Origin of the sequence: Streptomyces sp. NPDC056169, assembly GCF_042268445.1 — a bacterium.
Classification (GTDB): Bacteria; Actinomycetota; Actinomycetes; order Streptomycetales; family Streptomycetaceae; genus Streptomyces.
Map to the genome: position 1 here is coordinate 387,773 of NZ_JBHJUO010000002.1, position 23,968 is coordinate 411,740.

The window sequence follows — 23,968 nt, forward strand, 5'->3', positions numbered from 1 at the left end:
GTACACCTCACAGGTGCACCCACGCGCGGACCGCGGCGCCTAGGCTCGCGGTCATGGAACGGGAGAGCCTCGGGGCCTATCTCAAGACCCGCCGCGACCGGGTCACACCCGCCGACGTCGGACTCCGCGTCTACGGCACCGCCCGTCGCGTCCCCGGCCTGCGCCGCGAGGAGCTCGCCCAGCTCGCCGGCGTGAGCGCCGGCTACTACACGCGGCTGGAGCAAGGGCAGGGCGGTACGGCGTCCGAGCAGGTCCTCGACGCGCTGGCGGGCGCGCTGCGGCTCGACTCCGCCGAGCGGGCCCACCTGCACAACCTGGCGCGTCAGCCCACCACGCCCCAGCTGGTCCGCCCCCGCCCGGAGAAGCCCCACCGGCGGGTGCTGTCGCTCCTGGCGTCCCTGGGGGAGCGCACGCCCGCCGTCGTGCTCGGCCGCCGCGGCGACGTGCTGGCCTGGAACCGCACCGGACACGCCCTCGTCGCGGAGCACGTCGCCTTCGACGCACCGCACGATCCCGCGCGGCGGCCGTCCGTACCCCGCATGTTCTTCCTCGACTCCCTCACCCGGGACCTGCACGGGAACTGGGACGAACTCGCCCGGATCCACGTCGCCTACCTGCGGCTCACCGCGGGCCGGTACCCCACCGACGCCCGGCTCGCCGAACTGATCGGCGAACTCACCATGCGCAGCCGGGTCTTCGCCGGCCTGTGGGCCAAGGGCGACGTCGCGGACTGCACGGTGGGCACCATGCGGCTGCGGCATCCGACCGTCGGCGGCGTCGACGTCGACTACCAGGTGTGGCTCCAGCCCGAGAGCCCCGACCACCGGCTGGAGATCTACACGCCGAACGACAGCGCGTCGGCCGAGGCTCTGCGGACGCTGTCGCAGCAGGTCGCCGAGGGGCGGGAGCCCGGCGGCGCCGGGGCCGGCCCGCCCGCCGACGGCCCGCCCGCCGACGGCCCGTCCCTCGACGGCCCGTCCTCCGACGGCCCGTCTCCCGAGGGGCAGTTCCCGCCGCGGCAGGAGCCGCGTACCGCGCACGGCATACTCGTCGGGAGTGGACCCCGGACAGGATCGTGAGGCGGACGTGCCCGTACCCGACCGGCCCGGCGGTACGCGCCAGGGCGCCCAGCCGGCCTGGGAGTTGCTGCTTCCGGCGGCCGGCGCGCCCGCGCGGCGGCGGGGGCGGGCCCTCCAGGAGGCGCTGCGGGACGCGGTGCGCTCGGGGCGGCTGACCCCGGGGACCCGGCTGCCGTCGAGCCGTGAGCTCGCCGCCGACCTCGGCGTCTCGCGGGGCCTGGTCACCGAGGCGTACGAGCAGCTCACCGCCGAGGGGTACCTGCGCAGCGACCGGGGCGCGGGGACCTGGGTGGGCGGCGCGGCACGCTCGGCCGTGCGCGGCGCCCACGACCTGGCGCCCGGGATGACCGGCGTCCGGGTGGACTTCCATCCGGGCACCCCGGACCTTTCGCTGTTCCCGAGGGCCGCGTGGGCGGCGGCCCACCGGTCCGTCCTGGCGCGGCTGCCGCACCCGGCGCTCGGCTACCCGGACCCGCGCGGGCTGCCCGAGCTGCGCGAGGCCCTGGCCGGGATGCTGGCGCGGCGGCGGGGCGTGGTGGCCGACCCGGAGCGGCTCGTGGTGTGTTCGGGCGTGGCGCAGGCGTCGACGCTGCTCGGTTTCGTGCTGCGGGCGCGGGGGCTGCGCACGGTCGGCGTCGAGGATCCGGGCAGCCCGGAGCACGGGCGGCTGTTCGCCTCGACCGGCATGGACACGCGGTGGCTGCCGCTGGACGAGGAGGGGCTGCGGCCCGGGCCGCTCGCCGACTCCGGGGTGCGCGCGGTGGTCGTGACGCCCTCGCACCAGTTCCCGTCCGGGATCAGCTGGTCGGCGGAGCGGCGCGCCGCGCTCCTCGACTGGGCGCGGCGGGTGGACGGCTACGTCCTGGAGGACGACTACGACGGCGACTTCCGGTACGACCGGGCGCCGGTCGGCGCGCTCCAGGGGCTCGACCCGGAGCGCGTCGTCTACGCGGGGACGGTCAGCAAGTCGCTGGCGCCGGGGCTGCGGCTCGGCTGGATGCTCGTCCCGGGGGCGCTGCTCGGCGAGGTCGTGGAGCGGAAGCGGACGATGGACCTCGGCAATCCCGTACTCGATCAGGCGGTGCTCGCGGAGTTCGTGACGCGCGGCGGGTACGACCGGCAGTTGCGGCGCTGTCAGCGTGCCTACCGGGAGCGGCGGGACGCGCTGCTCGCCGCGCTCGACGAGCACCTGCCGGGCACGCGGGTGAGCGGGATCGCGGCCGGGCTGCACGTCATCGCGCGCGTGCCGGGCCGGTTCGGGCCGCCCGCGCGGTTCCTGGCGCGGGCGGCGGAGGCGGGTGTGGCGCTGCGGCCGCTGGAGGACTACGGCACGGCGCGGCCGGACGACGGGGACGTACGGCTGGTCGTCGGGTACGCGCATCTGTCGCCGTCGGTCATCGCGCGGGGCATCCGGCTCGTGGCGGAGGCGGTGGGCCGTCCCGGCCGGGGGTGATCTGTTCACGCGGGGTTGGTGTGGGCGCCGCCCCCGGCCGTTAGGCAGGGGGCGGCGGCGCGACTCCGCGCCCGGACGCGTCCTTGGAGGTCTTCGATGTCCCACCCCGTGCCCGGTTCCTCCCCCTCCCCCGCACGGCGCGGTGTGCTGCGCGGGTCGCTGGCCGCCTCTGCGGCAATCGCGCTCGGCGGCGCCGGCCTGGCAGCGCCGGCGTTCGCGCTCTCGGGGCGGCCGCGGGCCGCCTGGGGCGTGCAGACAGGCGACGTCACGGCCTCCTCTGGCCTGGTGTGGGTGCGGTCGGACCGGCCCGCGCGCATGCTCGTCGAGACGTCGGCGAGCGAGTCGTTCCGGCGGGTACGGCGCCACCACGGGCCGCTGATCGGCGCGGACACGGACCACACCGGCACGGCGGCGCTGCGCGGGCTGCCGGCCGGCGAGCAGATCCACTACCGGGTGACGCTCGCGGACCCGGACGATCCGCGCCGGACGGGCGAGCCCGTCGTCGGCACCTTCCGTACGGCCCCGGAACGGCGGCGCGACGGCGTCCGTTTCCTGTGGTCGGGGGACATCGCCGGGCAGGGCTGGGGCATCAACCCGGACATCGGCGGCTTCCGCGCGTACGAGGAGATGCGCCGTCTCGATCCGGACTTCTTCCTGTGCAGCGGCGACTCGATCTACGCCGACGGGGTCGTCCAGCCGAGCGTGACGCTGCCCGACGGGCGGATCTGGCGGAACGTCACGACACCGGAGAAGTCGAAGGTCGCGGAGACGCTCGACGAGTACCGGGGCAACTTCCGTTACAACCTCCTCGACCACAACGTCCGGGCGTTCAACGCGCAGGTGCCCTCGGTGGTGCAGTGGGACGACCACGAGGTGCGCAACAACTGGTATCCGGGCCAGATCCTGGACGACGCGCGCTACACGGAGAAGGACGTGGACGTCCTTGCCGCCCGTGCGCTGCGGGCCTTCGGCGAGTACACCCCGGTCTCCACCCTGCACGCGCGCGGGAAGGACCGTCGCATGCACCGGGTGGTGCGGTACGGGCCGCTGCTCGACGTGTTCGTGCTCGACATGCGCTCGTACCGGAACGCCAACTCCCCCGGCCGGCAGGCCGACGACACCACGGGCATCCTGGGCGCGGAGCAGCTGGCCTGGCTGAAGCGGGAACTGGCCGCGTCCACGGCGGTGTGGAAGGTGCTGGCGGCGGACATGCCGCTCGGCCTGGTCGTACCGGACGGTTCCGCGAACTTCGAGGCGGTCGCGCAGGGCGACCCGGGCGCTCCGCTGGGCCGCGAGCTCCAGATCGCAGAGCTGCTGCGGTTCGTGAAGCACCGCCGGATCACCGGCACGGTGTGGCTGACGGCGGACGTGCACTACACGTCGGCGCAGCACTACGCGCCGGAGCGGGCGGCCTTCCAGGACTTCGCGCCCTTCTGGGAGTTCGTGTCGGGTCCGCTGGCGGCGGGCGGGTTCCCGGCGAACGCGCTGGACGCGACCTTCGGTCCTGAGCGGGTGTTCGTCCGGGCGCCGGAGCGGGCGAACCTGTCGCCGATGGAGAGCCCGCAGTACTTCGGCGAGGTCGACATCGACGGACACAGCGGCGAGCTGACGGTGCGGCTCCGGGCCGAGGGCGGATCGGTGCTGTTCAGCAAGGTGCTGCGGCCGGGGCTCGTCGGGCAGTAGGCCAACGGGCCGCGACCGGGTCTCGTCGGGCGGTAAGTCCTGGTCGGAGGCGGTACGGAGAGGGCCCCGCGCTGATTGTCAGTGGGGAGCCCTACCGTTTTCCCATGACGTCATCCGTACATGCGCTCGCCTACGCACGCCCTTCCGCCCTGGCGGCGACGGGCTCCGGCCGGCTGCTCGGACTGGAGACGGCGGGGGGTCTCACGCCGCGAGGCGCCGAGGCCCATCCCCGCTTCTTCGCCGGCTTCCTGGCCGCTCCGCAGGTCGCCGCGCGCGGTCTGCTCGCGGTCGCCGACGTGGCGGCGGCCCGCTATCACCAGCGGACGCGGCCGGGTTCGCTGGACCCGGTGGTGACGGGGAACGGGGACCGGCTGCGGTTCGAGTCCTTCTCTGGCTGCGGCGGGGTGTACGCGCGCCTGGACGTGCTCGACGAGGGGCTCGGCGGCGCGGAGACGGGTCACGGCACGACCAATGTGGACGTCAACGATCCGCTGCGCGAGGCGCTGTCGCGGATGACCGGGGACGATCCGCTGCATCTGCGGGTCGGCCCCGAGGAGATGGCGGTGACCACCCTCGCGGGGGCGGTCGTGGAGAAGAAGGTCCCGCTGCCGGACCGGTGGCTGCGGGGCTTCGCCGAGGCGCAGGTCGCCTCGGCCCGGTTCGACCTGCGGGCCGAGCTGACGGGGGCGGAGGCCGTCCGCTTCCTCCGGTCCCTGCCGCGCGGGCAGGCCCGGGGGCGCGGCCCGCTGTGGATCGTCCCGGCGGGCCGGACGCTGCGTCCGACGACGCGGCCGGGTCCGGGTGCGGTGTGTCTGCCGGGTCCCGATCGGCTGGTCGCCCTGGAGCGGGTGCTGCGGCACGCGACGGGGCTGCGGGTGTACGGGCCGGTGCCGGACGGCGCGGCCACGGCGAGCGCCTGGGAGGTGACCCTGCCGGGCATGCGGCTCACGCTGACGCTCTCGCCCGACCCGGCGCGGGGCTTCTCCGGCGAGGGCGGGGTCCTGGAGGCGCTGGCGACGGAGGACGCGGCGGGGGACGCGGAGCTGGTGGCCGTGCTGCTGGCCTGGGAGCCGCGGATCGACCCGGCGGACCTCGCGGCGCAGGCCGGGCTCACGGTCGACCGGGTGCGGGCGGCGCTGACCCGGCTGGGCACGGCGGGCCGGGTGGGGTACGACGTGGCGGAGGCGGCCTACTTCCACCGGGAGCTGCCGTACGACGCGGACCGCGCCGAGCGGCACAACCCGCGGCTGGTGAGCGCCCGCCGCCTGGTCGCGGAGGGCGCGGTGGAGCTCGAAGGGCAGCTGGCGACGGTGGCCTCGGGCGAGCGGCGCTACCGGGTCCGGGAGGCGGGCGGGGCGCTGAACTGTACGTGCCAGTGGTGGGCGGACCATCAGGGACGGCGGGGTCCGTGCAAGCACGCGCTCGCGGTGCGAATGGTCCGGCGGGGCGCGTCGGCCGCCGAGCCGGTGCCGGAGGCGGAGCCGCAGGTGATGCCGACGGCGGAACCGGAGGTGGAGCCGCAGGCGGGGCCGGTGCGGTGACGGAGCCCGAGGCGGAGGAGCGGAAGATGGGGGCGGGGGCAGTGACGACAAGGACGGAGAAGGCCGTGGGGACGACGAAGGCCGAGGGGGAAGGGCAGTCCGTGGGGATCGAGAAGCTGATCGAGGCGGTGCGCGGCGGGCGCGCCGACGAGGTGCCCGCGCTGCTGGAGGGGCTGGGAGCGACGGAGCGCGCCGCGGTCCTCGCGGAGCTGAAGTCGCTGCGCACCGAGGTGCGGAGCTGGGAGGCGAAGCGCCCGCGCGAGGCGGCCGACGTCCGGAGCGCGCTGTACGTCGCGGGGGCCGGCTGCCACCCGGGGGCGTCGGCGGCGGCGACCTGGCTCGGCGGCCGTGAGCTGGCGCCCTGGCGCTCGGAGGGCAGTGCCCTGGCGCTCCGGGCGGTCACCGACCGGTCTCCGGAGTGGCTGGCCGACGTGGCGGGCCGACTGGCCTCGCGGCCGGCCGTGGCGGAGCACAGTTACGAGCTGATCCGCGGCCTGGTGGAGCGGTCCGGCTGCGCGGTGCCGACGACCGACGGCTATGTCCTCGGCTGGGCGTGGCAGTTCCGCGAGGGCAGCCGCTGGAGGCGGTCGTTCGAGGGCCCCACGCTTCTGGAGCGGCTGCGGGAGGATCCGCAGACGCCGGCCCTGGTGATCCACGCCCTCTCGATGGCCGAGAGCCCCGAGGGGCTGACCTGGACGCTGACCGAGGCTCCCCACGCGCACTGGCCCACGGCGGTCGCGGCGCTCGTCGGGGAGGGCGTGCTGGACCGGGCCGCGGTCCTGGACGCCGCCGTCTCCCGGCTGTTGCGGGGCGGCCGTCCGCGCGACCTGCGGTTCCCGCTGGACGTGCTGCGTCTCGTCGAGCCGACCGCGGCGGAGTTCCGGGAGCGGATCCCGGACCTGGTCGGGATGACGGCGGACACGCCGTCGCCGATCGCGGGGTACGCGCAGGAGGTGCTGGCGGAGCTGGCGGAGGAGGGGGCGCTGTCGACGGCCGCGCTGGCCGAGATGACGAGTGCGGTGCTCTTCCGGACCGAGAAGAAGCTCGTGCGGGCCCAGTTGACGCTGGTGGGCAAGGCGCTGGCGCGGGATCCGGGCGCGGCGGACGAGCTGCTGCCCCCGGTGGCGGAGGTCTTCGGGAACGAGGACACCGACCTCCAGGGGCGCGCGCTGAAGCTGGTGGCCCGTCATCTGTCCGCCGTGGACGACTCCGTACGGCGGGAACTGGCCGCTCAGGCCGGGCTGCTGAGCCCGGGGCACCGGCCGGCCGCCGCGGCGTTGTTCGGGGAGGCCTTGGAGGAGGAGACCGGCTTCCCGTACGAGGAGATCCTGCCGCCCGTGCCCGAGGCGCAGCCGGTCGGGCCCCCCGCGTCGACGGTCGAGGAGCTGGTGGAGGACATGCTGGCGAAGGGGGTCTCCGACGACCCGGTGCGGTTCGAGCGGGCCCTCGACGGAGTGGTGCGGCACGCGCACCGGGACCGGGAGGCGGTGGCGCGCGCGGTGCGGGAGGCGTTCACCATCGCGAGCTGGCAGGAGCCGTACCACTTCTTCTACGACTTCCGCGCGCTCCATGCGGTGCTCGCCGGGTTGCTCGGACTCCTTGAACCGTCGTGGATCGAGGACCGGCGGGCACGGGAACCGGAGGGCGCGACCTGCTTCCACGAGGCACTGACGGGGATCAGGGACGCCCGGCTGTGGGAGGCCGCCGCCCTGATCGGCACCGGCGCCCTGCCGTTCCTGCTCGCCGCGCCGACCGTGAGCACCGGCGGTATCGATCCTCTGGTGCTCGTCGAGCGACTGCGCGCCTACCGGGACGCGGGCGTCGAGCCCGCCCCCGCCGATCTGGCCCAGGCCCTGCTGCGGGTCCTGCGGACCGGCCCCGACGCCGGGCGGGCGGAAGAGGAGGCGTCGGCCCTCGGCACCGTGGCCGGGCGGCGGCTCGGCGCGTGGCTGCGGGCGGACGAGCCGCTGGCGGCGACCGTACGGTTCCTCGGGCGGGAGGAGGACCGGACCCTGGAGAGGTGGTTCGTCTTCCAGCGGGTGGAGGTCGAGCTCGCCGACCGGGCCGTGGTGCGGGAGGAGTTCCCGCCCGCCTTCCGGTGGCTGGGCGGCACGCTGGAGACGGCGCCCCGCCGCTGCTACCACTGGGTCACCGGCGGGGAGCACTGGGCCCCGATCCTGCCGGCCGACCGCGAGGTGCTCGCGGCCTGCTTCGTACCGTCGGTCGCGCGAGGCGGCAGCTCGCGGCAGGCGACGACCGAACCGCTGACCGGGATGGCCGAGGCGGAGGGCCGGGTGGGCCGGGCCGTCGCCGTCTCCCTCGCGCTCGCCCTGGGCGCCGGGGACGCCGACGACCGGCTGCGGGCGGTGGACGCTCTGCTCGTGCTCGCGTCCCGGGGCGATCTGGACGCGCGACAGGTGGGCGAGGAGCTCGGGTGGCTGGTCGCCGAGGGATCGGTGAAGCCGAACCGGCTGGCGGACGCGGCCCGGACGGCGGCGGCCACGGGGGCGTACGCGACGGTCTGGGCGGTGCTCGGCGCGGCGCTTCCCGCCCTGCTGGGCGGCGGGAAGCCGGTGCGCGGCCTCGGCGACGTCCTCGCGGTGGCGGCCGACTGCGTGGAGCGGTGCGGGGCGCGGGGCGAGGTTCCCGGGCTCGACGGGGTCGCCTCGGGCAAGGGCTCCACACAGCTGGTCGTCCAGGCGAGGCGGCTGCGCGACGCTCTCGGCTAGGGCCTGTCCGACCCTGATCGGCAAGACACCCCCTAGGGGTGTCCCGGGAAAGTCGGCCAGGGCTCCGGAGAAAAGGGCTGCTCAAGGGGCCGATCAGACTCTGACCCAAACGGTCTGAATCGGCCCCTAAGGCACCAGATCGGCGCTTAACCCGTCAGTCACAGAACGTTCGTGATCACGCAACACCGCTGGGTCACAGTGAAGGCATGACCGATGTGACGTCTTCGAAGACCGCCCGCCGCCCGCACCACTGGCGGCACGACCTGATCGAGCTCGCCGCCCTGTTCACCGCCGTGGTGGTGGCCGACACGATCGCCAAGACCATCGTCAAGGGCCCCGACGGCCACTACCTCCTGGTCTTCTCGGCGATCGCGCTGGTCGCCACCGCCGCGTTCCACACCTGGTGGGCGCGGAGGCACAGCCACAGCCATGCGCCGCCCGCCGGTGATACCGGCGGGCCGCCCGCCCACACTGCCCGCACCACGGCGGCGGCCGACCAGGCCGACCCGAGCGACCAAGAGGCGGCCACGTCCCGGCCGGCCGCCGAGACGGTCCTCTGGCGCATGCGGACCACCGTCGAGGACACCCCGGGCAGCCTCGCCGCCCTGTGCACGGTCCTCGCCAGGCTGGGCGTGGACATCCTGACCCTCCAGACCCATCCGCTGGCCCGGGGCACGGTCGACGAGTTCCTGCTGCGCGCCCCCGCCGGCCTCTCCGCCCAGGCCCTCGCCCGCGAGACCGCGGCGGCCGGCGGCCGCGACACCTGGACCGAGCGGGCCGACGCCCACGACCTGGTCGACACGCCCACCCGGGTCCTCGGCCTGGCCACCCGTACGGCGCTCGACGCGGCCGAACTGCCGCTCGCGCTGCGCCAGCTCCTCGGCCGCTGCACCCTCCACTCCGTGCCCGCGCTCTCCCTCACCGGCCGTCCCACCGGTGAGCAGGCCCCGGTCGAAGGGGTCCTGGAGGAGACCGTGATGCGGCTGCGCGACCCGCACGGCGGCACGCTCATCGTCGAGCGGCCCTATCTCCCCTTCACCCCGACCGAGTTCGCCCGGGCCCGCGCGCTCGTCGAGCTCGACGCCCGGCTCGGCCCGCGTCTCCCCCGCAGCCAGGACGTGCTGACCCTGCCGGAGGGCAACGAGATCACCGTCCGCCGTGCGGACCAGCGCGACCTGCGCGCCGCGCGGGCCATGCACGACCGCTGCTCGGCCCGCACCCTCGGCCTGCGCTACCACGGCCCGGTCGGCGACGCCGACCGCTACCTCGACCACCTGCTCAGCCCCCGCTTCGGCCGCACGCTCGCCGTGCAGACGACCTCCGGGCGGCTCGTCGCCCTCGGCCACCTGCTGTGGGACGGCGACGAGACCGAGGTCGCCCTGATGGTCGAGGACGACTGGCAGCGGCGCGGCATCGGCTCCGAGCTGCTCGGCCGGCTGGTGGCGATGGCCGAGGAGGCCGGCTGCGAGAGCGTGTACGCCGTGACCCAGGCGTCCAACACCGGGATGGTGGCCGCCATGCGGGCGCTCCAGCTCCCCCTCGACTACCAGATCGAGGAGGGCACCCTCGTCATCACCGCGCGACTGGCCGCAGCACCGCGCCGGAGCCCTCGCTCGCCGTCGCAGCCGCTGCCTCACGAGGAGGTCCGGCGGGCGGAGCGCTGAGCGCCTGCGTCAGGTCGCGCCACAGGTCCTCGACGTCCTCCAGGCCGACCGACATGCGCAGCAGCCGGTCGCTGACGCCCGCCGAGCGCCGGTCTCCTTCGGCCACGATCCGGTGGCTGATGGAGGCCGGGTGCTGTATGAGGGTGTCGACGCTGCCGAGGCTGACCGCCGGGGTGATCAGCCGCACTCCGGCGATCACGTCGTGCGGGTCCCCGTAGACCTCGAAGGCGATCATCGCGCCGCCGATCCGCGGGTAGTGGACGCGGGCGATCCGGGGGTCGGTGGCGAGCCGCCGGACGAGCTCCGCGGCCGAGTTCGACGCCGCCTTCACCCGTACGGGAAGGGTGGACAGGCCCCGCAGCAGCAGATAGCCGGCGAGCGGGTGGAGCACCCCGCCGGTGGCGAAGCGGACCTGGCGGAGGGTACGGGCGAACTCCTCGTCGCAGGCGACGATCCCGCCCATGACGTCGCCGTGCCCGCCCAGGTACTTGGTCGCGCTGTGCAGCACGATCCGCGCGCCCTGTTCGACGGGACGCTGGAGGACCGGCGTGGCGAAGGTGTTGTCCACCAGGAGCGGCACGGAGCCGCAGGAGTGGGCGAGGGCGCGGATGTCGGCCTCGGCGAGGGTCGGGTTCGCCGGGGACTCGACCATGACGAGGCCGGTGTCGGGGCGGATCGCGTCGGCGATGCCCGCCGGGTCGGTCCAGGTCACCTCGGTGCCGAGCAGCCCGGCCTCCAGGAGGTGGTCGCTGCAGCCGTACAGCGGACGGACCGCGACCACGTGGCGCAGTCCCTGGCTCGCCCGGGCGAGGAGGACGGCGGTGAAGGCCGCCATGCCGCTGGCGAAGGCCACGGCGGACTCGGTGCCCTCCAGGCGGGCGAGGGCGTCCTCGAAGCGGGCCACGGTGGGGTTGTCGAGCCGGGCGTAGACGGGCGGGCCGTCGAGCCGGGCGCCCGTGGTGGCGAACTCGTCGATGCGCGCGGCCTCGGCCCGGGCGTCGTACGAGGGGTAGGTGGTCGACAGGTCGAGCGGCGGGGCGTGCACTCCGAGCGTGGCGAGGTCCTCGCGGCCGGCGTGCACGGCTTCGGTGGCGAGCGCCCTCGGGGTGGCCGAGGGGTCGCGGTCCATGGCGTCCATGGCGGCACTGTGAACGTTTACCGGAAGGTAGCGGGAAGAAGCCGTGCTACGTTCGACCGATGGCCGAATCTGTCGTACTGGACGCGGTCGATCTGCACATTCTTCGCCTCCTGCAGAACGACGCCCGGACCACCTATCGCGAACTCGCCGCAGAGGTGGGTGTGGCGCCGTCGACCTGCCTGGACCGAGTGGCCCGGCTGCGCCGCACGGGCGTGATCCTCGGTCACCAGCTACGACTGGATCCGGCCAAACTCGGTCGTGGGCTGGAAGCCCTTCTCCTTGTGCAGGTCCGGCCCCACCGGCGGGAACTGATCGGTCCGTTCGTCGACCGGATCCGGGCCCTCTCCGAGTCCCGGGCGCTCTTCCATCTGACGGGCCCCGACGACTACTTGGTGCACGTGGCCGTGGCGGACCCCGCCGACCTGCAACGACTCGTGCTCGACGAGTTCACCTCGCGCCGCGAGGTGGCCCGGGTCGAGACCCGGCTGATCTTCCAGCAGTGGGAGTGCGGCCCGCTCCTGCCGCCCGGGACGGGCCCTTCCTTGTCGGCCGACTGAGATCGAACGAGGGTGACGGGGCCACCGGGAGACGCCAGGATGGCCCCCATGCCAGAGACTTCCAGCAGCCTGCTGCCCCGCCAGGTCGCCGACGCCCACGTCGACGCACTCATCGCCCTCGACCCGATCACCGGTACGTACCTGGGAGTCAAGGAGAGCGCCGGTCATCTGCCCGACTTCTCGCCCGCCGGGCAGAAGGCCGTGGCCGATCTCGCGCGACGCACGCTCGTCGCCCTCGACGCGGCGGAGCGCGTCCCGGGCGCCGAGGGCGACGCGGAGCAGCGGTGCGCGCGGCTGCTGCGGGAGCGCCTGACGGCCGAACTCGCCGTGCACGAGGCCGACGAGGGCCTCTGCACGGTCAGCAACATGCGGTCGCCCGCCCACAGCGTGCGCATCGTCTTCACGATGATGCCGACGGAGACCGCGGAGGACTGGTCGGCGGTCGCCACCCGGCTGCGGGCCGTCCCCGCCGCGCTGGAGGGCTACCGCTCCGCGCTCGCGCTCGGCCTGGAGCGCAAGCTGTACGCCGGGCCGCGCCCCACCGCCACCTTCGTCGGCCAGCTCACCGAGTGGGCGGGCGGGGAGAGCGGAGGGCCGGGCTGGTTCGAGGAGTTCGCGGCGGCCTGTCCCGACGCGCTGCCCGAGGAGCTCAGGGCCGAGCTCGCGGCGGCGTCCCGTGGCGCCACGGGGGCGGTGGCGGCGCTGCGGGACTGGATGCGGGACGTGTACGCGCCGACCGTCGCGGACGCGCCGAACACCGTGGGCCGTGAGCGCTACCAGCGCTGGACCCGCTACTTCAACGGCACCGACCTGGACCTCGACCAGGCCTACGCGTACGGCTGGTCCGAGTACCACCGGCTCCTCGGCGAGATGCGGGCCGAGGCCGAGCGGATCCTGCCCGGCGCGGGCCCCTGGGAGGCGCTCGCCCACCTCGACGAGCACGGCACGCACGTCGAGGGCGTGGAGGAGGTGCGGGTCTGGCTCCAGGGGCTGATGGACGAGGCCATCGAGGCGCTCGACGGCACCCACTTCGAACTCGCCGACCGCGTACGGCGGGTGGAGTCCCGGATCGCCCCGCCCGGCGGCGCCGCCGCGCCGTACTACACCGGCCCGTCCGAGGACTTCACGCGCCCCGGCCGCACCTGGCTTCCGGTGGACGGCACGACCCGCTTCCCCGTGTACGACATGGTGTCGACCTGGTACCACGAGGGCGTTCCGGGCCATCACCTCCAGATCGCGCAGTGGGTGCACGTCGCCGACCGGCTCTCCCGCTACCAGGCGACCATCGGCAAGGTGAGCGCCAACATGGAGGGCTGGGCGCTGTACGCGGAGCGCCTGATGGACGAGCTGGGCTTCCTGCCCGACGCGGAGCGGCGCCTCGGCTACCTCGACGGCCAGATGATGCGCGCGTGCCGGGTGATCGTGGACATCGGCATGCACCTGGGCCTGGAGATCCCGGCGGACTCGCCCTTCCGGCCGGGCGAGCGGTGGACCCCGGAGCTCGCGCAGGAGTTCTTCCAGCTGCACAGCAGCCGCCCGCCGGCCTTCGTGGAGAGCGAGATGACCCGCTACCTCTCGATGCCGGGCCAGGCGATCGGCTACAAGCTGGGCGAGCGGGCCTGGCTGCTGGGGCGGGCCAACGCGCGGGCCGCGCACGGCGACGCGTTCGACGCGAAGGCCTGGCACATGGCGGCCCTCTCGCAGGGCCCGCTGGGCCTCGACGACCTGGTCGACGCGCTGTCGCGGCTCTAGGCGCGCGCTGCCGCGTCTCCAGGGAGGGCGGGCCGTGTCGACACCGGGCCCCGTACCACCGCGTGAGAATCCCCGGCCGTTCGGTTGATCAGCCGGGGATTCCCCTGCTATTTCTCCTCCATGACCACCGCATACACTCCGGACGCCACCGACTGGCGCATTCTCGAAGCCCTCCAGTCCGAGGGCCGGGCGAGCTTCGCCGAGCTGGCGCGCGCCGTGTCGATGTCGCCGTCCGCCGTGACCGAGCGGGTGCGGCGTCTGGAGGACGCCGGGGTGATCGCCGGATACACGGCGATCGTCGACCAGGACCGGCTCGGGCTGCCCATCCTCGCCTTCGTGCGGTTGCGCTACCCGCACGGCAACTACAAGCCGTTCCACGACCTCATCGCCTCCACGCCGGAGGTCCTGGAGGCCCACCACGTGACGGGCGACGACTGCTTCGTCCTCAAGGTCGCGGCCCGGTCCATGCGGCACCTGGAGGAGATCTCCGGGAAGATCGCCACGCTCGGCTCGGTGACGACGAGCGTCGTCTACTCCTCGCCGCTGCCCCGGCGCTCCATCAGCCGCTGAGCGCGTCCCCGCCGGTGCGCAGCCGCACCGCGGAGCCGTGCCGCGCCTTGACGACCTCCAGCTGGGCGGGGATGCGGCGGCGCAGGTCGCCGACGTGGCTGACGATGCCGACGCTGCGGTCGCGTTCGCGCAGCGAGTCGAGGACGTCGAGGACCTCGTCGAGCGTCTGCTCGTCGAGGCTGCCGAAGCCCTCGTCGATGAAGAGGGTGTCGAGCCGGACGCCGCCCGCCTCGTCCGTGACGACGTCGGCGAGGCCGAGGGCGAGCGCGAGGGAGGCGAAGAAGGTCTCGCCGCCGGAGAGCGTGGCGGTGTCGCGTTCGTTGCCCGTCCAGGCGTCGACCACGTGCAGCCCGAGGCCGGCCCGCTTGCCGCCGGAGCGCGCGTCGGAGTGGACGAGGGTGTAGCGGCCGGAGGACATGCGCTGGAGGCGGGCGGTCGCGGCGGCGGCGACCTGTTCGAGGCGGGCGGCCAGGACGTACGACTCCAGGCGCATCCGGCGCTCGTTCTCCGCGGAGGTGCCGGCGGTGAGGGCGGCGAGCCGGGCCACCCGGTCGTACTCCTCGCGGAGCGGGCCGAGCCGGTGGACCTCGGTGGCGGCCTGCCGGGAGAGACCGGTGAGGCCGGTCGCCCGTTCGCGGGCCGCCGCCAGGTCGGACGCGGCCTGCCGGAGCCCGCGGTCCGCCGCCGTGTGGGCGGCCCCCGCGGCGGCCGGGTCGGCGGGCGGGAGCGCGGCGGCAGCGGCGGTGCCGGGCTCGGCGAGCCGGTCCGCGACGGCCGCCGCCTCGGCCTGCCAGGCGTCCACGCGCTGCTGGAGGGCGCGGCGTTCGGCCTCGCCGACGATGGCGTCGCGGGCCTCGGCCGGGGTGGCGAAGCCCGCGCGGTAGGCGGCGTCGGCGAGCCGGTCGTCGGCCTCCTTGAGGCGCTGGGCGGCCAGTTCGGCGGAGCGTACGGCCTGGGCGGCCTCGACCAGGACGGCGATCTTCCGCTCCAGGCGGGTGGCGTGCTCGGCCACGCTGCCGAACGCACCGCGTCCGCGCACGAGTTCCTCGTCGAGGGTCGCCTGCTCGCCGTCCAGCGCCTCGCGGCGCGAGGTGCGCGCGGCGACCCGCCGCTCGGCCTCGCGCTGTGCGCCGACCCGCTCCTCGTACTCCCGCTCGGCCCGTGCGAGCGCCTCACGGGCGTGGTGCGTCTGCCCGGCGAGCGCGTGCGCCTCTCCGTGCAGCCGGGTCAACTCCTCGACTTCCCGGGCGAGTTCGTCGACGGTGGGGTGCGCGGCGGTCGCGGCCTCTGGGCCGGCTTCGTGCGCTGTCGGCAGGACCTCCGCGCGGGCCGTGGACCAGGCCTCCCGAGTGACGGCCAGCTCGCGTTCGACGGCGGTACGGGACTCGTCGGCGCGGGTGTAGGCCGCGTAGGCGGCGTCCTCCGTGGCCCGGTCGACGTGGTCGTCGGTGGTGCGGGCCGGGTCCGGGTGGGCCGTGGAGCCGCAGACCTGGCAGGCGTCGCCGTCGGCGAGGGTGGCGGCGAGTTCGGCGGCGATGCCCCGCAGACGGCGGGACTTGACGTCGAGCCAGGCCTCGTGGGCGGTGTTCCGGCGCTCGCGGGCGTCCGTGAGCCGCGCCTCGGCGGCCGCGGTGTCCCGCTCCAGGGCGTCGCGGCGGCGGGCCGCGGCGAGGCGGCGGCGGGCGGGCTCCAGGCGGCCGGCGAGGTGCTCGGCGCGGGCCGCGGCGTCCGTCGCGGCCTCGACGCGTTCGGTGAGGGCGGTCCTGCGGGGTTCCCAGTCGGCGAGCCAGCCGGCCGCGTCCTGGAGGGCGCCCTCGTCGGCCCGGGCGTCACGCGCGAGGGCGGCGCGCTCCTCGGCGAGCGCGGCGGCGCGGCGCTCGGCGCGGCGGGCCGCGTCGAGCCCGCCGAGCTCCCCGCGCAGCCGGTGTTCGAGGGCGGAGAGGTGCTCGGCGCCCTGGTCGGCGAGGTCGGGGGGAAGGTGGGCGCGGGAGCGCTCGCGGGCCGCCCGCGCGGTGGCGTGCTCGCGCTCGGCGTCGCCGCGCAGCCCGAGCGCGGGCGCGACGCGCTCGGCCTTGAGGGACCGGTCGAGGGCGTCCTGGTGGCGGTCGCGCTCGGGGGCGCGGGCGGTGAGCTGCTCGCGGCGCCGCAGGGCGTCGGCGTGCCGGGCCTGGCGGTCGGCGAGCTCCTTCTCGGCGTCGAGGGCGGCGCGCGCGGCGGCCTGGCCGTGCTCGGCCGCGGCGAACCGTACGCCGGCGATGTCGAGGGCCTCGCGGGCCTCGGTGCGGGCGACGGCGGCCCAGGTCAGGACGGACTCGGCGAGGCCGGGGTCGCCGGGGCGTCCCTCGACGGGGGCGCGGGCGGCGTCGAGGCCGCCGGCGGCCTGCGTCATGCGGTGGGCGAGGGTGAGGAGCCGCTCGTCCCCGTCGCGTACCTGCTGCTCGGCGGCGCGCCGGAGGTCGGCGAGGCGTTCCTCGACGGCGGCGAAGCGGCGGGTGTCGAAGAGACGGCCGAGGAGCTTGCCCCGGGCCTCGGCGTCGGCGCGCAGGAACTTCGCGAAGTCGCCCTGCGGAAGGAGGACGACCTGGCAGAACTGCTCGCGGCTCATGCCGACGAGCTGGGTGATCTCCTCGCCGATCTCCTGGTGGGAGCGGCTGAGCCCGGCCCATTCGCCGGTGGCGGGGTCGTACTCGCGCAGCCAGGTCTGGGCCTTCTCGGTGGTGAAGCCGCCGCCGCGCTTCTTGGGCCGCTGCTGGGCGGGGCGCCGGGTGATCTCCAGGCGCCGCTCCCCCACGGTCAGTTCGAGGAGGACCTCGGTGTACGTGCCGACGGGGGCGTGGTCGCTGCGCAGGGAGGTGCCGGGGCTCTGGCGGACACCGGGCACGCTGCCGTACAGGGCGAAGCAGACGGCGTCGAGGACGGAGGTCTTCCCGGCGCCGGTGGGCCCGTGGAGGAGGAAGAGCCCGGCGGAGGAGAGGGTGTCGAAGTCGACCGTCTGCGGGGTCCCGAAGGGCCCGAACGCGGTGATCTCCAGGCGGTGCAGCCTCACCGGCCCACCTCGCGCTCGGCCGCGTCGACGCGTACGTCGTCGAAGGCCCCGTACAGCACCGTCCGCTCCCGGCCGTCGAGCCCCGCGCCGCCGCGTACGTGGGCCACGAAGTCCTCCGCGATCTGCTGGTCGCTGCGGTCCCGGAGCCGCTGGGCGTAGGAGGCGCCGGCGTCGCCGTCGGTCCGCTCGGGGTCGAAGACGAGGTTCAGGGTGTGCGGGAAGCGGTCGGCGAGCCGGGCCATGGGGTCGGCGGGGCGTACGGGGTCGGTGAGGGTGGCCTCGACCCAGGACTGCTCGTGGGGCGCGAGCGCGGGGTCGGCGAGGAGGTCGTCGAGGCGTCCCCGGATCCGGGCGAGGGGGCGCGGGACGGGGCAGTCGAGGCGCTCGGCGGTGCGGACCGCGCCGTCCGCTCCCAGGTCGACGAGCCACATCGTCTTGCGGTGGTCGGCCTCGGAGAAGGAGTAGGCGAGGGGGGAACCGGAGTAGCGCACCCGCGGGGTGAGGGTCTGGCTGCCGTGGAGATGGCCGAGGGCGACGTAGTCGACGCCGTCGAAGACGCCGGTGGGGACGGCCGCGACGCCGCCGACGGTGATGTCCCGCTCGCTGTCGCTGGGGGCGCCGCCCGCCACGAAGGCGTGGGCGAGGACCACGGAGCGGGTGCCGGCGGGCCGGGCCGCGAGGTCGGCGCGGACCCGGTCCATGGCGGCGGCGAGGACGGCCTCGTGGCCGCCCTTCGCGGCGCCGAGCTGTTCGCGCACGAGGGCGGGTTCGAGGTACGGCAGGCCGTAGAGGGCGACGTCGCCGTGGGCGTCGGCGAGGACGACGGGGGTGCCGATGCCGGCCGGGTCGGTACGGAGGTGGATGCCCGCGCGCTCGATGAGCCCCGCGCCGACGCCGAGGCGGCGGGCCGAGTCGTGGTTGCCGGAGATCATGACGGTCGGCACCCCGGCCTCGGCGAGGCGGTGGAGCGCCGTGTCGAAGAGCTCGACGGCGGGGAGGGGCGGCACGGCCCGGTCGTAGACGTCCCCGGAGACGAGGACGGCGTCCACCCGGTGGGCGTGGACCGTCGCCACGAGGTGGTCGAGGAACGCGGCCTGGGCTTCGAGGAGCCCGACGCGGTGGAAGGACCGGCCCAGGTGCCAGTCCGAGGTGTGCAGGAGCCTCACGATGCCGTCCCACCCCGCATGTGTGCCGCTCCTCGCCGCCGCTTCCCGTCGTGTGCGCCCTCCACGCTATCCCGGCCGGGGGTGTGGGTGAGGCCGTACGGGATTCCGGCCGGGGGCTCCGGGGTGGATCGGTGGGCTGGGGGGAGGGCGCTCAGATGCTCGGTGCCGCTCAGAGGCCCGGTGCCGCTCAGAGGCCCGGTGCCGCTCAGAAGCCCGGTGCCGCTCAGAAGCCCGGTGCCGCTCAGATGCCCGGTGCCGCTCAGGCTTCCCCGTACGCCTCGCCGCCGAGTGCGAGGGCGGCCGTGCCCGCCGTGGTGTCGGCGAGCCAGGCCTGGAAGGCGGGGACGTCCGCGTCCGGGAGGCCGATCTCGATCGTGACGGCCTCGGCGTACCGCACGTCCCGGACGGCGCGCCCGGTCGCCCGCAGGTCGTTCTCCAGCTTCCCGGCCCGCTGGTGGTCGACGGTGATGGTGGCGAGCCGGAAGCGCTGCCGGGTCACGGTGCCGAGCTCGTCCAGCGCCTCGCCGACGGCCCCGCCGTACGCGCGGATGAGTCCGCCGGCGCCGAGCTTCACGCCGCCGTAGTAGCGGGTGACGACGGCGGCGACGTAACGCATCTCACGGCGCAGGAGCATCTGGAGCATCGGGACGCCCGCCGTGCCGCCCGGCTCGCCGTCGTCGCTCGCCTTCTGGACGGAGGCGTCGGCGCCGAGGACGTACGCGAAGCAGTTGTGCGTGGCGGTGGGGTGCTCCTTGCGGATGCGCGCGACGAAGTCCTGCGCCTCCCGCTCGTCGGCGACGGGGGCGAGCGCGCAGAGGAAGCGCGAGCGGTTGATCTCGGTCTCGTGCACACCCTCGTGGGCCAGCGTGCGGTACTGCTCCTGCATTCCGCCAGCCTACGTTCCGTCCGCCTCGTACTCCCCGGCGGCCGGTTCGGGGGCGTCCGCGAGGCCCGCGTACGGCAGCGCGCGCAGCGCGAGGGCCCAGCCGAGGCGGGCCTCGCCGGACTCGCTGGAGCGGCCGGTGAGCTCGGCGATGCGGCCGATGCGGTTGAGGACGGTGTTGCGGTGGCAGTAGAGCAGTTCGGCGGCCCGGGCGGCCGAGCAGCCGTGGTCCAGCCAGACCCGGAGGGTGGTCAGGAGCGCGGCCCGCTCACCGCCGGTGGCGAGGACGGGCCCGAGGTGGACGGTGACGATCCGCTCGGCGATGTCGGCGCGCCCGCTGAGGAGCACCTGCGCGAGCCGGTCGTCGAAGGCGGCGGCCTCCCCGCTGGCCGCCGGGAGGGTACGGAGGGTCTGCTCGGCGAGCCGCAGGGCGCGGCCCGCGTGGGAGAGCCGCTCGAACTCCGGGGAGATCCCGGCGGTCGCGCCGGTGAGGTCCCGCAGGACGTCGAGGAGGGCGCGCGCGGCCGGGTCGGCGGCGCCCCGGGGGCCGGCGGCGGGGCGGCCGGGCGGGGTGTCGCGGCGGGGCAGCCGGACGATCCCGGCGTAGCGGCCGGAGCGGGGCCGCCAGAACGACCACATCCCCTGGGCCTCCAGGACGGGCGCCGGGTGCGGCGGGGCGGCCGGGTCCTGGGCGGCGACCACGACGACGTACCGGTCGTACGCGGGGACGCCCAGCGCGGCGGCCGCGGCCGAGGCGACCGCGGGGTCGTCGGCGCGGCCGTCGAGCAGCGCCTCGAAGAGGGCCACGCGCCGGGTGTCCTGGCGGCTCTGGAGCTCCAGCTGGGCGAGCCGGTACTCGTCGGCCATCGCGACGGAGTAGCGGTCGATGGTCTCCCAGACGCCGCTCGCCATGTCCAGCTCGACGTCCCTGCTGTCGGCCTCCCGGCCGGCCCGGGCCCTCAGGTGCTCGGCCATGACCTGCCAGAGGACCCGGCCGCCGCGCCGGTAGGCCTGGAGGACGGTGTCGAGGGGGACGCCCTGCTCGGCGCGGCGGCGGCCGGTCGCGCGGGCCGCCCGCTCGAAGTCGCCGCCGGTCGGTGCGAGGCCGCCGAAGTCCTCCAGGGCGCGCAGGAGGTTGTCGCGGCAGATCTCCCAGAGGTCGTCGCGGGTGACGGGAGCGTCGGACGCGTACGTACCGGAGTGGGCGCGGATGTCGTCGACGGCCCGGTCGGTGAGCCGGTCGACGCCGGCGAGGATCGCCGTGGAGAGGGCGCGCCGGAGCGCCCCGGAGCCGGCGTCGGATCCCAGGGGCGTGTGGGCGCCGCCGGGGCGGGGGGCGGCCGGGCTGTGCGTCATGGCTCGCACCGTAGCCCCGGGATTTGGCGAATGCCACGGGTCGCGCGCGGCAGCGGGGCCACTGCCCACCTCCGTACGCCACATGATGGGCACCTGCACATGGCATCCGGGCGGTGCGGCGGCGGATTCTGTGCCGTGTCACCCGATCGTTTACAGCGCTGTTAACTCCGCGCCTCTGGAGCGTGTCATGTCACTGAGCGTCGCCGGTGTCCTCGGCGAGTCGGCCCGTCACTTCCCCGACCGGATCGCGGTCGTCGAGGGCGCGGCCCGGGTCACGTACCGCGAGCTGTGGACGGAGGCGCTGCGCTGTGGCGCCGGGCTGCGGGAGGCGGGTCTGAAGCCGGGCGACCGACTGGCCGTGCTGCTGCCGAACACCACCGAGTTCCTCCGCGTGTACTACGGCGCGCTCGCGGCGGGCGTGACCGTCGTGCCGGTGCACGCGCTGCTCGTCGCCGACGAGGTGCGGTACGTCCTGGAGCACAGCGGCGCGGTGGGGATCGTCAGCGGCGGGCCGCTGTGGGCGGTGGCCGACGAGGCCGCACGCGCGGCCGGGGTGCGGGCCTTCCAGGGAGCGCCCTCGGCGGCCGAGCCGCTGGAGGCGAGCGAGCCGGCCGACCCCTCGGACGTCGCCGTGATCCTCTACACGAGCGGGACGACGGGCCGCCCCAAGGGGGCCCTGCTGACCCATCTCAACATCGTCATGAACGCCTCGGTGGCCGCGCAGGACCTCCTCGGGCTCGGCGAGGGCGAGGTCGTCCTCGGCTGTCTGCCGCTCTTCCACAGCTACGGCCAGACCTGCGCGATGAACGGGACGCTGCGCGGGGGTGCGACGCTCGTGCTCATGCCCCGGTTCAGCGGCCCGGCCGCCCTGGACGTGCTCGCCGACGAGGACGTGACGGTCTTCATGGGGGTGCCGACGATGTACCACGCGCTGGTGGAGGCCGCGGCGGTCTCCGGCCGGCGCCCGACGGCCCTGCGCGCCGCCGTCTCGGGCGGTGCCGCCCTGCCGGTCGCCGTCCTGGAGCGCTTCGAGGAGACCTTCCGTACGCAGGTCCTGGAGGGGTACGGCCTGACGGAGACCTCGCCGATCGCCACCTTCAACCAGCCGCATCTCGGCCGCAGGCCGGGGACGGTCGGGCACCCGGTGTGGGGCGTGGAGGTGGGGATCGCGGACGCGGCCGTGGAGCGGGAGGTCCTGCTGCTCGCGGACGGCGAGGTCGGCGAGGTCGTGGTGCGCGGGCACAACGTCTTCGCGGGCTACCTCGACGACGCGGAGGCGACGGCGGCGGCGATCGTGGACGGCTGGTTCCGCACGGGCGACCTGGGCGTCCTGGACGAGGACCGCTTCCTGCGGATCGTGGACCGGAAGAAGGACCTGGTCATCCGGGGCGGCTTCAACATCTACCCGCGGGAGGTCGAGGAGGTGCTCGTGCGCCATCCCTCGGTCTCGGAGGTCGCGGTGATCGGCGTCCCCGACGAGGCGAAGGGCGAGGAGGTGTGCGCCGTGGTCGTACGCCGGGAAGGCGCCGCCCCGCTCTCCGAGGACGAGCTCGTGGAGTGGTCGCGGGAGCGCCTCGGCCGCCACAAGTACCCCCGGATCGTGCGTTTCGTCGACGCGCTGCCGCTCGGCCCGACGGGCAAGGTCCTCAAGCGCGCGCTGGTGTCGGGGGGTTGACCGCGGGCCCTGCCCTGGCCGCATGATCTGGACGGTGCGTCACCGTCGACCGAGGAAAGGTGAATCGAGTGTCGGAGTACGTCGCGGAACGCGCCCAGGACGGTCCCGGGGCCCGCACGAGGAACGGCGTTCTGCGCGGCGCCCTGAAGGACGGCGTGGCGTCCTTCCTCGGGGTCGCTTACGCGCAGGCCCCCGTCGGGGCGCTGCGGTTCCGCGCGCCGGAGCCGGTGGAGGCCTGGGAGGGGGTACGGGAGGCCACCGCCTTCGGGCCGACGGCACCCAAGCGCCCCTACGCCCCGCCGCTCGACGCGCTGCTCCCCGACCCCGAGGTGGCGGGCGACGACTGCCTCAACCTCAACGTCTGGGCTCCCTGGCCGGCCGCAGGCGACGGCGACACCGCCGACGGCGGGCGCGCTGTCATGGTCTGGATCCACGGCGGGTCCCTGATCCACGGCTCCTCGGCGGTCCCCGTCTACGACGGCACCGCCTTCGCCCGGGACGGGGTGGTCCTCGTCTCGGTCAACTACCGGCTCGGCATCGAGGGCTTCGGCGTCTTCCCCGACGCGCCCGCCAATCTGGGGCTGCGCGACCAGATCGCCGCGCTGGCCTGGGTGCGGGAGAACATCGCGGCCTTCGGCGGGGACCCGGACCTTGTCACCGTCTTCGGCGAGTCGGCCGGCGCGATCTCGATCGCCGCCCTGCTGGCCTCGCCGCTCGCGAAGGGCCTGTTCCGGCGGGCCGTGGTGCAGAGCGGCGCGCCGATCGCCCAGCCGCTCGCCACGGCCCGCCGCACCACGGAGGCGGTGGCCGCGCGGCTCAAGGTGCCGGCGACGGCGGAGGCGTTCGCGGAGGTGGATCGGGATCGGCTGCTCCAGGCGCAGACCGAGGTGACGGGCAAGGGCTCGCCGCTGAGCGGCGGGCACTCCTTCCAGATCGTCGTGGACGGCGAGGTCCTGCCGCGCGATCCGGCGGAGGCGCTCGCGGACGGCGCCTCGGCGGAGGTGGATCTGCTGATGGGCACGACCACGGAGGAGTACCGGCTGTGGTTCGTGCCCAGCGGAGTCACCGACCGGGTGGGGCCGTGGGTGCAGCGGCTGCTGCTCCGGAAGGCGAAGGTGCCGTCCCGGACGGCGAAGGTGTACCGCGCGGGCCGACCGTCGGAGAAGCCGGGCGAGGTCCTGGGGGCGCTCGCCACGGACAAGCTGCTGCGCATCCCGCTGAACACGCTCGCGGACGCCCGGCTGCGCTCGGACGCACCCGCAGGAACGTATCTGTACGAGTTCGGCTGGCGCTCGCCCGTCCTCGACCTCGGCGCCTGCCACGCCCTCGAACTGGGCTTCGTCTTCGACACGCTCGACCTGCCGGAGACCCGCGCGCTGACCGGCCCGGAGGCTCCCCAGGAGCTGGCGACGGCGATGCACGCCGCCTGGGTGGCCTTCGCCGCGACGGGCGAGCCGGGCTGGCGGCGGTGGGACCCGGCGCGGCCGGTGATGGCCTTCGGGCCGGACCTGCCGTCCCTGGTCGAGGCGCCGCGCGAGGCGGAGCGGCGCGCCTGGGAGGCCTGAGACTCCCAGGCGCGTCACGCCCCGTGCACTCCCGCGACATCACACCTCGTTCACTCGCGCGACGTCACGGCCCGTGTACTCGCGCGGCGTCACGCCCCGTTCATTCCCGCG

At 75.3% G+C, this 23,968-nt stretch carries 16 protein-coding genes; 11 read left to right on the plus strand and 5 right to left on the minus strand.

Annotated elements, in window-relative coordinates; all coding sequences use genetic code 11:
- Positions 1 to 53 precede the first annotated feature (53 nt).
- From ACFC0G_RS04270 to ACFC0G_RS04295, 6 genes are all read left to right on the plus strand, one after another.
- Entirely contained in the window at positions 54 to 1,079 is a 1,026-nt protein-coding gene (locus tag ACFC0G_RS04270) for a helix-turn-helix transcriptional regulator (protein WP_376396929.1), read from the plus strand.
- Between the two features lie 7 nt (positions 1,080 to 1,086).
- A complete protein-coding gene (locus ACFC0G_RS04275; RefSeq protein WP_376397295.1) occupies positions 1,087 to 2,532 on the plus strand; it encodes a PLP-dependent aminotransferase family protein in 1,446 nt (481 codons plus the stop codon).
- Between the two features lie 96 nt (positions 2,533 to 2,628).
- Positions 2,629 to 4,215 carry an alkaline phosphatase D family protein gene (locus ACFC0G_RS04280; RefSeq protein ID WP_376396932.1) on the plus strand — a complete coding sequence of 529 codons (1,587 nt, stop codon included), beginning with the start codon at positions 2,629 to 2,631 and terminating at the stop codon, positions 4,213 to 4,215.
- Positions 4,216 to 4,319: 104 nt separating this feature from the next.
- Positions 4,320 to 5,756 carry an SWIM zinc finger family protein gene (locus ACFC0G_RS04285; RefSeq protein ID WP_376396934.1) on the plus strand — a complete coding sequence of 479 codons (1,437 nt, stop codon included), beginning with the start codon at positions 4,320 to 4,322 and terminating at the stop codon, positions 5,754 to 5,756.
- A gap of 65 nt (positions 5,757 to 5,821) precedes the next feature.
- Complete coding sequence (locus ACFC0G_RS04290) at positions 5,822 to 8,485, plus strand: DUF6493 family protein (RefSeq protein ID WP_376396937.1); 2,664 nt, start codon at positions 5,822 to 5,824, stop codon at positions 8,483 to 8,485.
- A 206-nt stretch (positions 8,486 to 8,691) separates the two neighbouring features.
- Positions 8,692 to 10,149, plus strand: a complete 1,458-nt coding sequence (locus ACFC0G_RS04295; RefSeq protein ID WP_376396940.1) for a GNAT family N-acetyltransferase — start codon at positions 8,692 to 8,694, stop codon at positions 10,147 to 10,149.
- On the opposite strand, the gene ACFC0G_RS04300 is transcribed toward ACFC0G_RS04295, so the two are convergent.
- The gene (locus tag ACFC0G_RS04300; RefSeq protein WP_376396942.1) at positions 10,058 to 11,287 is read right to left on the minus strand and encodes a trans-sulfuration enzyme family protein; all 1,230 of its coding nucleotides are present in this window, start codon (positions 11,285 to 11,287) and stop codon (positions 10,058 to 10,060) included. The two genes, ACFC0G_RS04295 and ACFC0G_RS04300, sit on opposite strands and share 92 nt — an antisense overlap.
- A 59-nt stretch (positions 11,288 to 11,346) precedes the next feature.
- Between ACFC0G_RS04300 and ACFC0G_RS04305 the strand changes: the two genes are divergently transcribed.
- The 3 genes from ACFC0G_RS04305 (at position 11,347) to ACFC0G_RS04315 (ending at position 14,166) form a co-directional block, all read left to right on the plus strand.
- Positions 11,347 to 11,844, plus strand: a complete 498-nt coding sequence (locus ACFC0G_RS04305) for an Lrp/AsnC family transcriptional regulator (protein WP_376396945.1) — start codon at positions 11,347 to 11,349, stop codon at positions 11,842 to 11,844.
- A gap of 48 nt (positions 11,845 to 11,892) precedes the next feature.
- A complete protein-coding gene (locus ACFC0G_RS04310) occupies positions 11,893 to 13,596 on the plus strand; it encodes a DUF885 domain-containing protein (RefSeq protein WP_376396948.1) in 1,704 nt (567 codons plus the stop codon).
- A 120-nt stretch (positions 13,597 to 13,716) separates the two neighbouring features.
- Positions 13,717 to 14,166 carry an Lrp/AsnC family transcriptional regulator gene (locus tag ACFC0G_RS04315; protein WP_376396951.1) on the plus strand — a complete coding sequence of 150 codons (450 nt, stop codon included), beginning with the start codon at positions 13,717 to 13,719 and terminating at the stop codon, positions 14,164 to 14,166.
- Here the strand turns inward: ACFC0G_RS04315 and ACFC0G_RS04320 are convergent.
- From ACFC0G_RS04320 to ACFC0G_RS04335, 4 genes are all read right to left on the minus strand, one after another.
- On the minus strand, positions 14,156 to 17,212 hold the full coding sequence (locus ACFC0G_RS04320) for an AAA family ATPase (RefSeq protein WP_376396954.1): 3,057 nt from the start codon (positions 17,210 to 17,212) through the stop codon (positions 14,156 to 14,158). The genes ACFC0G_RS04315 and ACFC0G_RS04320 overlap by 11 nt on opposite strands.
- Entirely contained in the window at positions 17,209 to 18,378 is a 1,170-nt protein-coding gene (locus tag ACFC0G_RS04325; protein WP_376396957.1) for an exonuclease SbcCD subunit D, read from the minus strand. Before ACFC0G_RS04325 ends, ACFC0G_RS04320 begins: the two co-directional genes overlap by 4 nt.
- A 259-nt stretch (positions 18,379 to 18,637) precedes the next feature.
- The gene (locus ACFC0G_RS04330; RefSeq protein WP_376396959.1) at positions 18,638 to 19,264 is read right to left on the minus strand and encodes a YigZ family protein; all 627 of its coding nucleotides are present in this window, start codon (positions 19,262 to 19,264) and stop codon (positions 18,638 to 18,640) included.
- Between the two features lie 9 nt (positions 19,265 to 19,273).
- Positions 19,274 to 20,617, minus strand: coding sequence for a PucR family transcriptional regulator (locus ACFC0G_RS04335; protein ID WP_376396962.1), 1,344 nt, complete (start codon positions 20,615 to 20,617; stop codon positions 19,274 to 19,276).
- Positions 20,618 to 20,804: 187 nt separating this feature from the next.
- Between ACFC0G_RS04335 and ACFC0G_RS04340 the strand changes: the two genes are divergently transcribed.
- Positions 20,805 to 22,292 (plus strand): long-chain fatty acid--CoA ligase, encoded by a 1,488-nt coding sequence (locus ACFC0G_RS04340; RefSeq protein ID WP_376396965.1) that lies wholly within the window; start codon positions 20,805 to 20,807, stop codon positions 22,290 to 22,292.
- A gap of 68 nt (positions 22,293 to 22,360) precedes the next feature.
- The gene (locus ACFC0G_RS04345; RefSeq protein WP_376396968.1) at positions 22,361 to 23,857 is read left to right on the plus strand and encodes a carboxylesterase/lipase family protein; all 1,497 of its coding nucleotides are present in this window, start codon (positions 22,361 to 22,363) and stop codon (positions 23,855 to 23,857) included.
- The last annotated feature ends 111 nt before the right edge of the window (positions 23,858 to 23,968 follow it).

Coding starts and splice junctions, on each gene's coding strand:
- ACFC0G_RS04270 (WP_376396929.1), top strand. CDS start 54: ATGGAACGGGAGAGCCTCGGGGCCTATCTCAAGACCCGCCGCGACCGG.
- ACFC0G_RS04280 (WP_376396932.1), top strand. CDS start 2,629: ATGTCCCACCCCGTGCCCGGTTCCTCCCCCTCCCCCGCACGGCGCGGT.
- ACFC0G_RS04285 (WP_376396934.1), top strand. CDS start 4,320: ATGACGTCATCCGTACATGCGCTCGCCTACGCACGCCCTTCCGCCCTG.
- ACFC0G_RS04295 (WP_376396940.1), top strand. CDS start 8,692: ATGACCGATGTGACGTCTTCGAAGACCGCCCGCCGCCCGCACCACTGG.
- ACFC0G_RS04300 (WP_376396942.1), bottom strand. CDS start 11,287: ATGGACGCCATGGACCGCGACCCCTCGGCCACCCCGAGGGCGCTCGCC.
- ACFC0G_RS04305 (WP_376396945.1), top strand. CDS start 11,347: ATGGCCGAATCTGTCGTACTGGACGCGGTCGATCTGCACATTCTTCGC.
- ACFC0G_RS04310 (WP_376396948.1), top strand. CDS start 11,893: ATGCCAGAGACTTCCAGCAGCCTGCTGCCCCGCCAGGTCGCCGACGCC.
- ACFC0G_RS04315 (WP_376396951.1), top strand. CDS start 13,717: ATGACCACCGCATACACTCCGGACGCCACCGACTGGCGCATTCTCGAA.
- ACFC0G_RS04330 (WP_376396959.1), bottom strand. CDS start 19,264: ATGCAGGAGCAGTACCGCACGCTGGCCCACGAGGGTGTGCACGAGACC.
- ACFC0G_RS04335 (WP_376396962.1), bottom strand. CDS start 20,617: ATGACGCACAGCCCGGCCGCCCCCCGCCCCGGCGGCGCCCACACGCCC.
- ACFC0G_RS04340 (WP_376396965.1), top strand. CDS start 20,805: ATGTCACTGAGCGTCGCCGGTGTCCTCGGCGAGTCGGCCCGTCACTTC.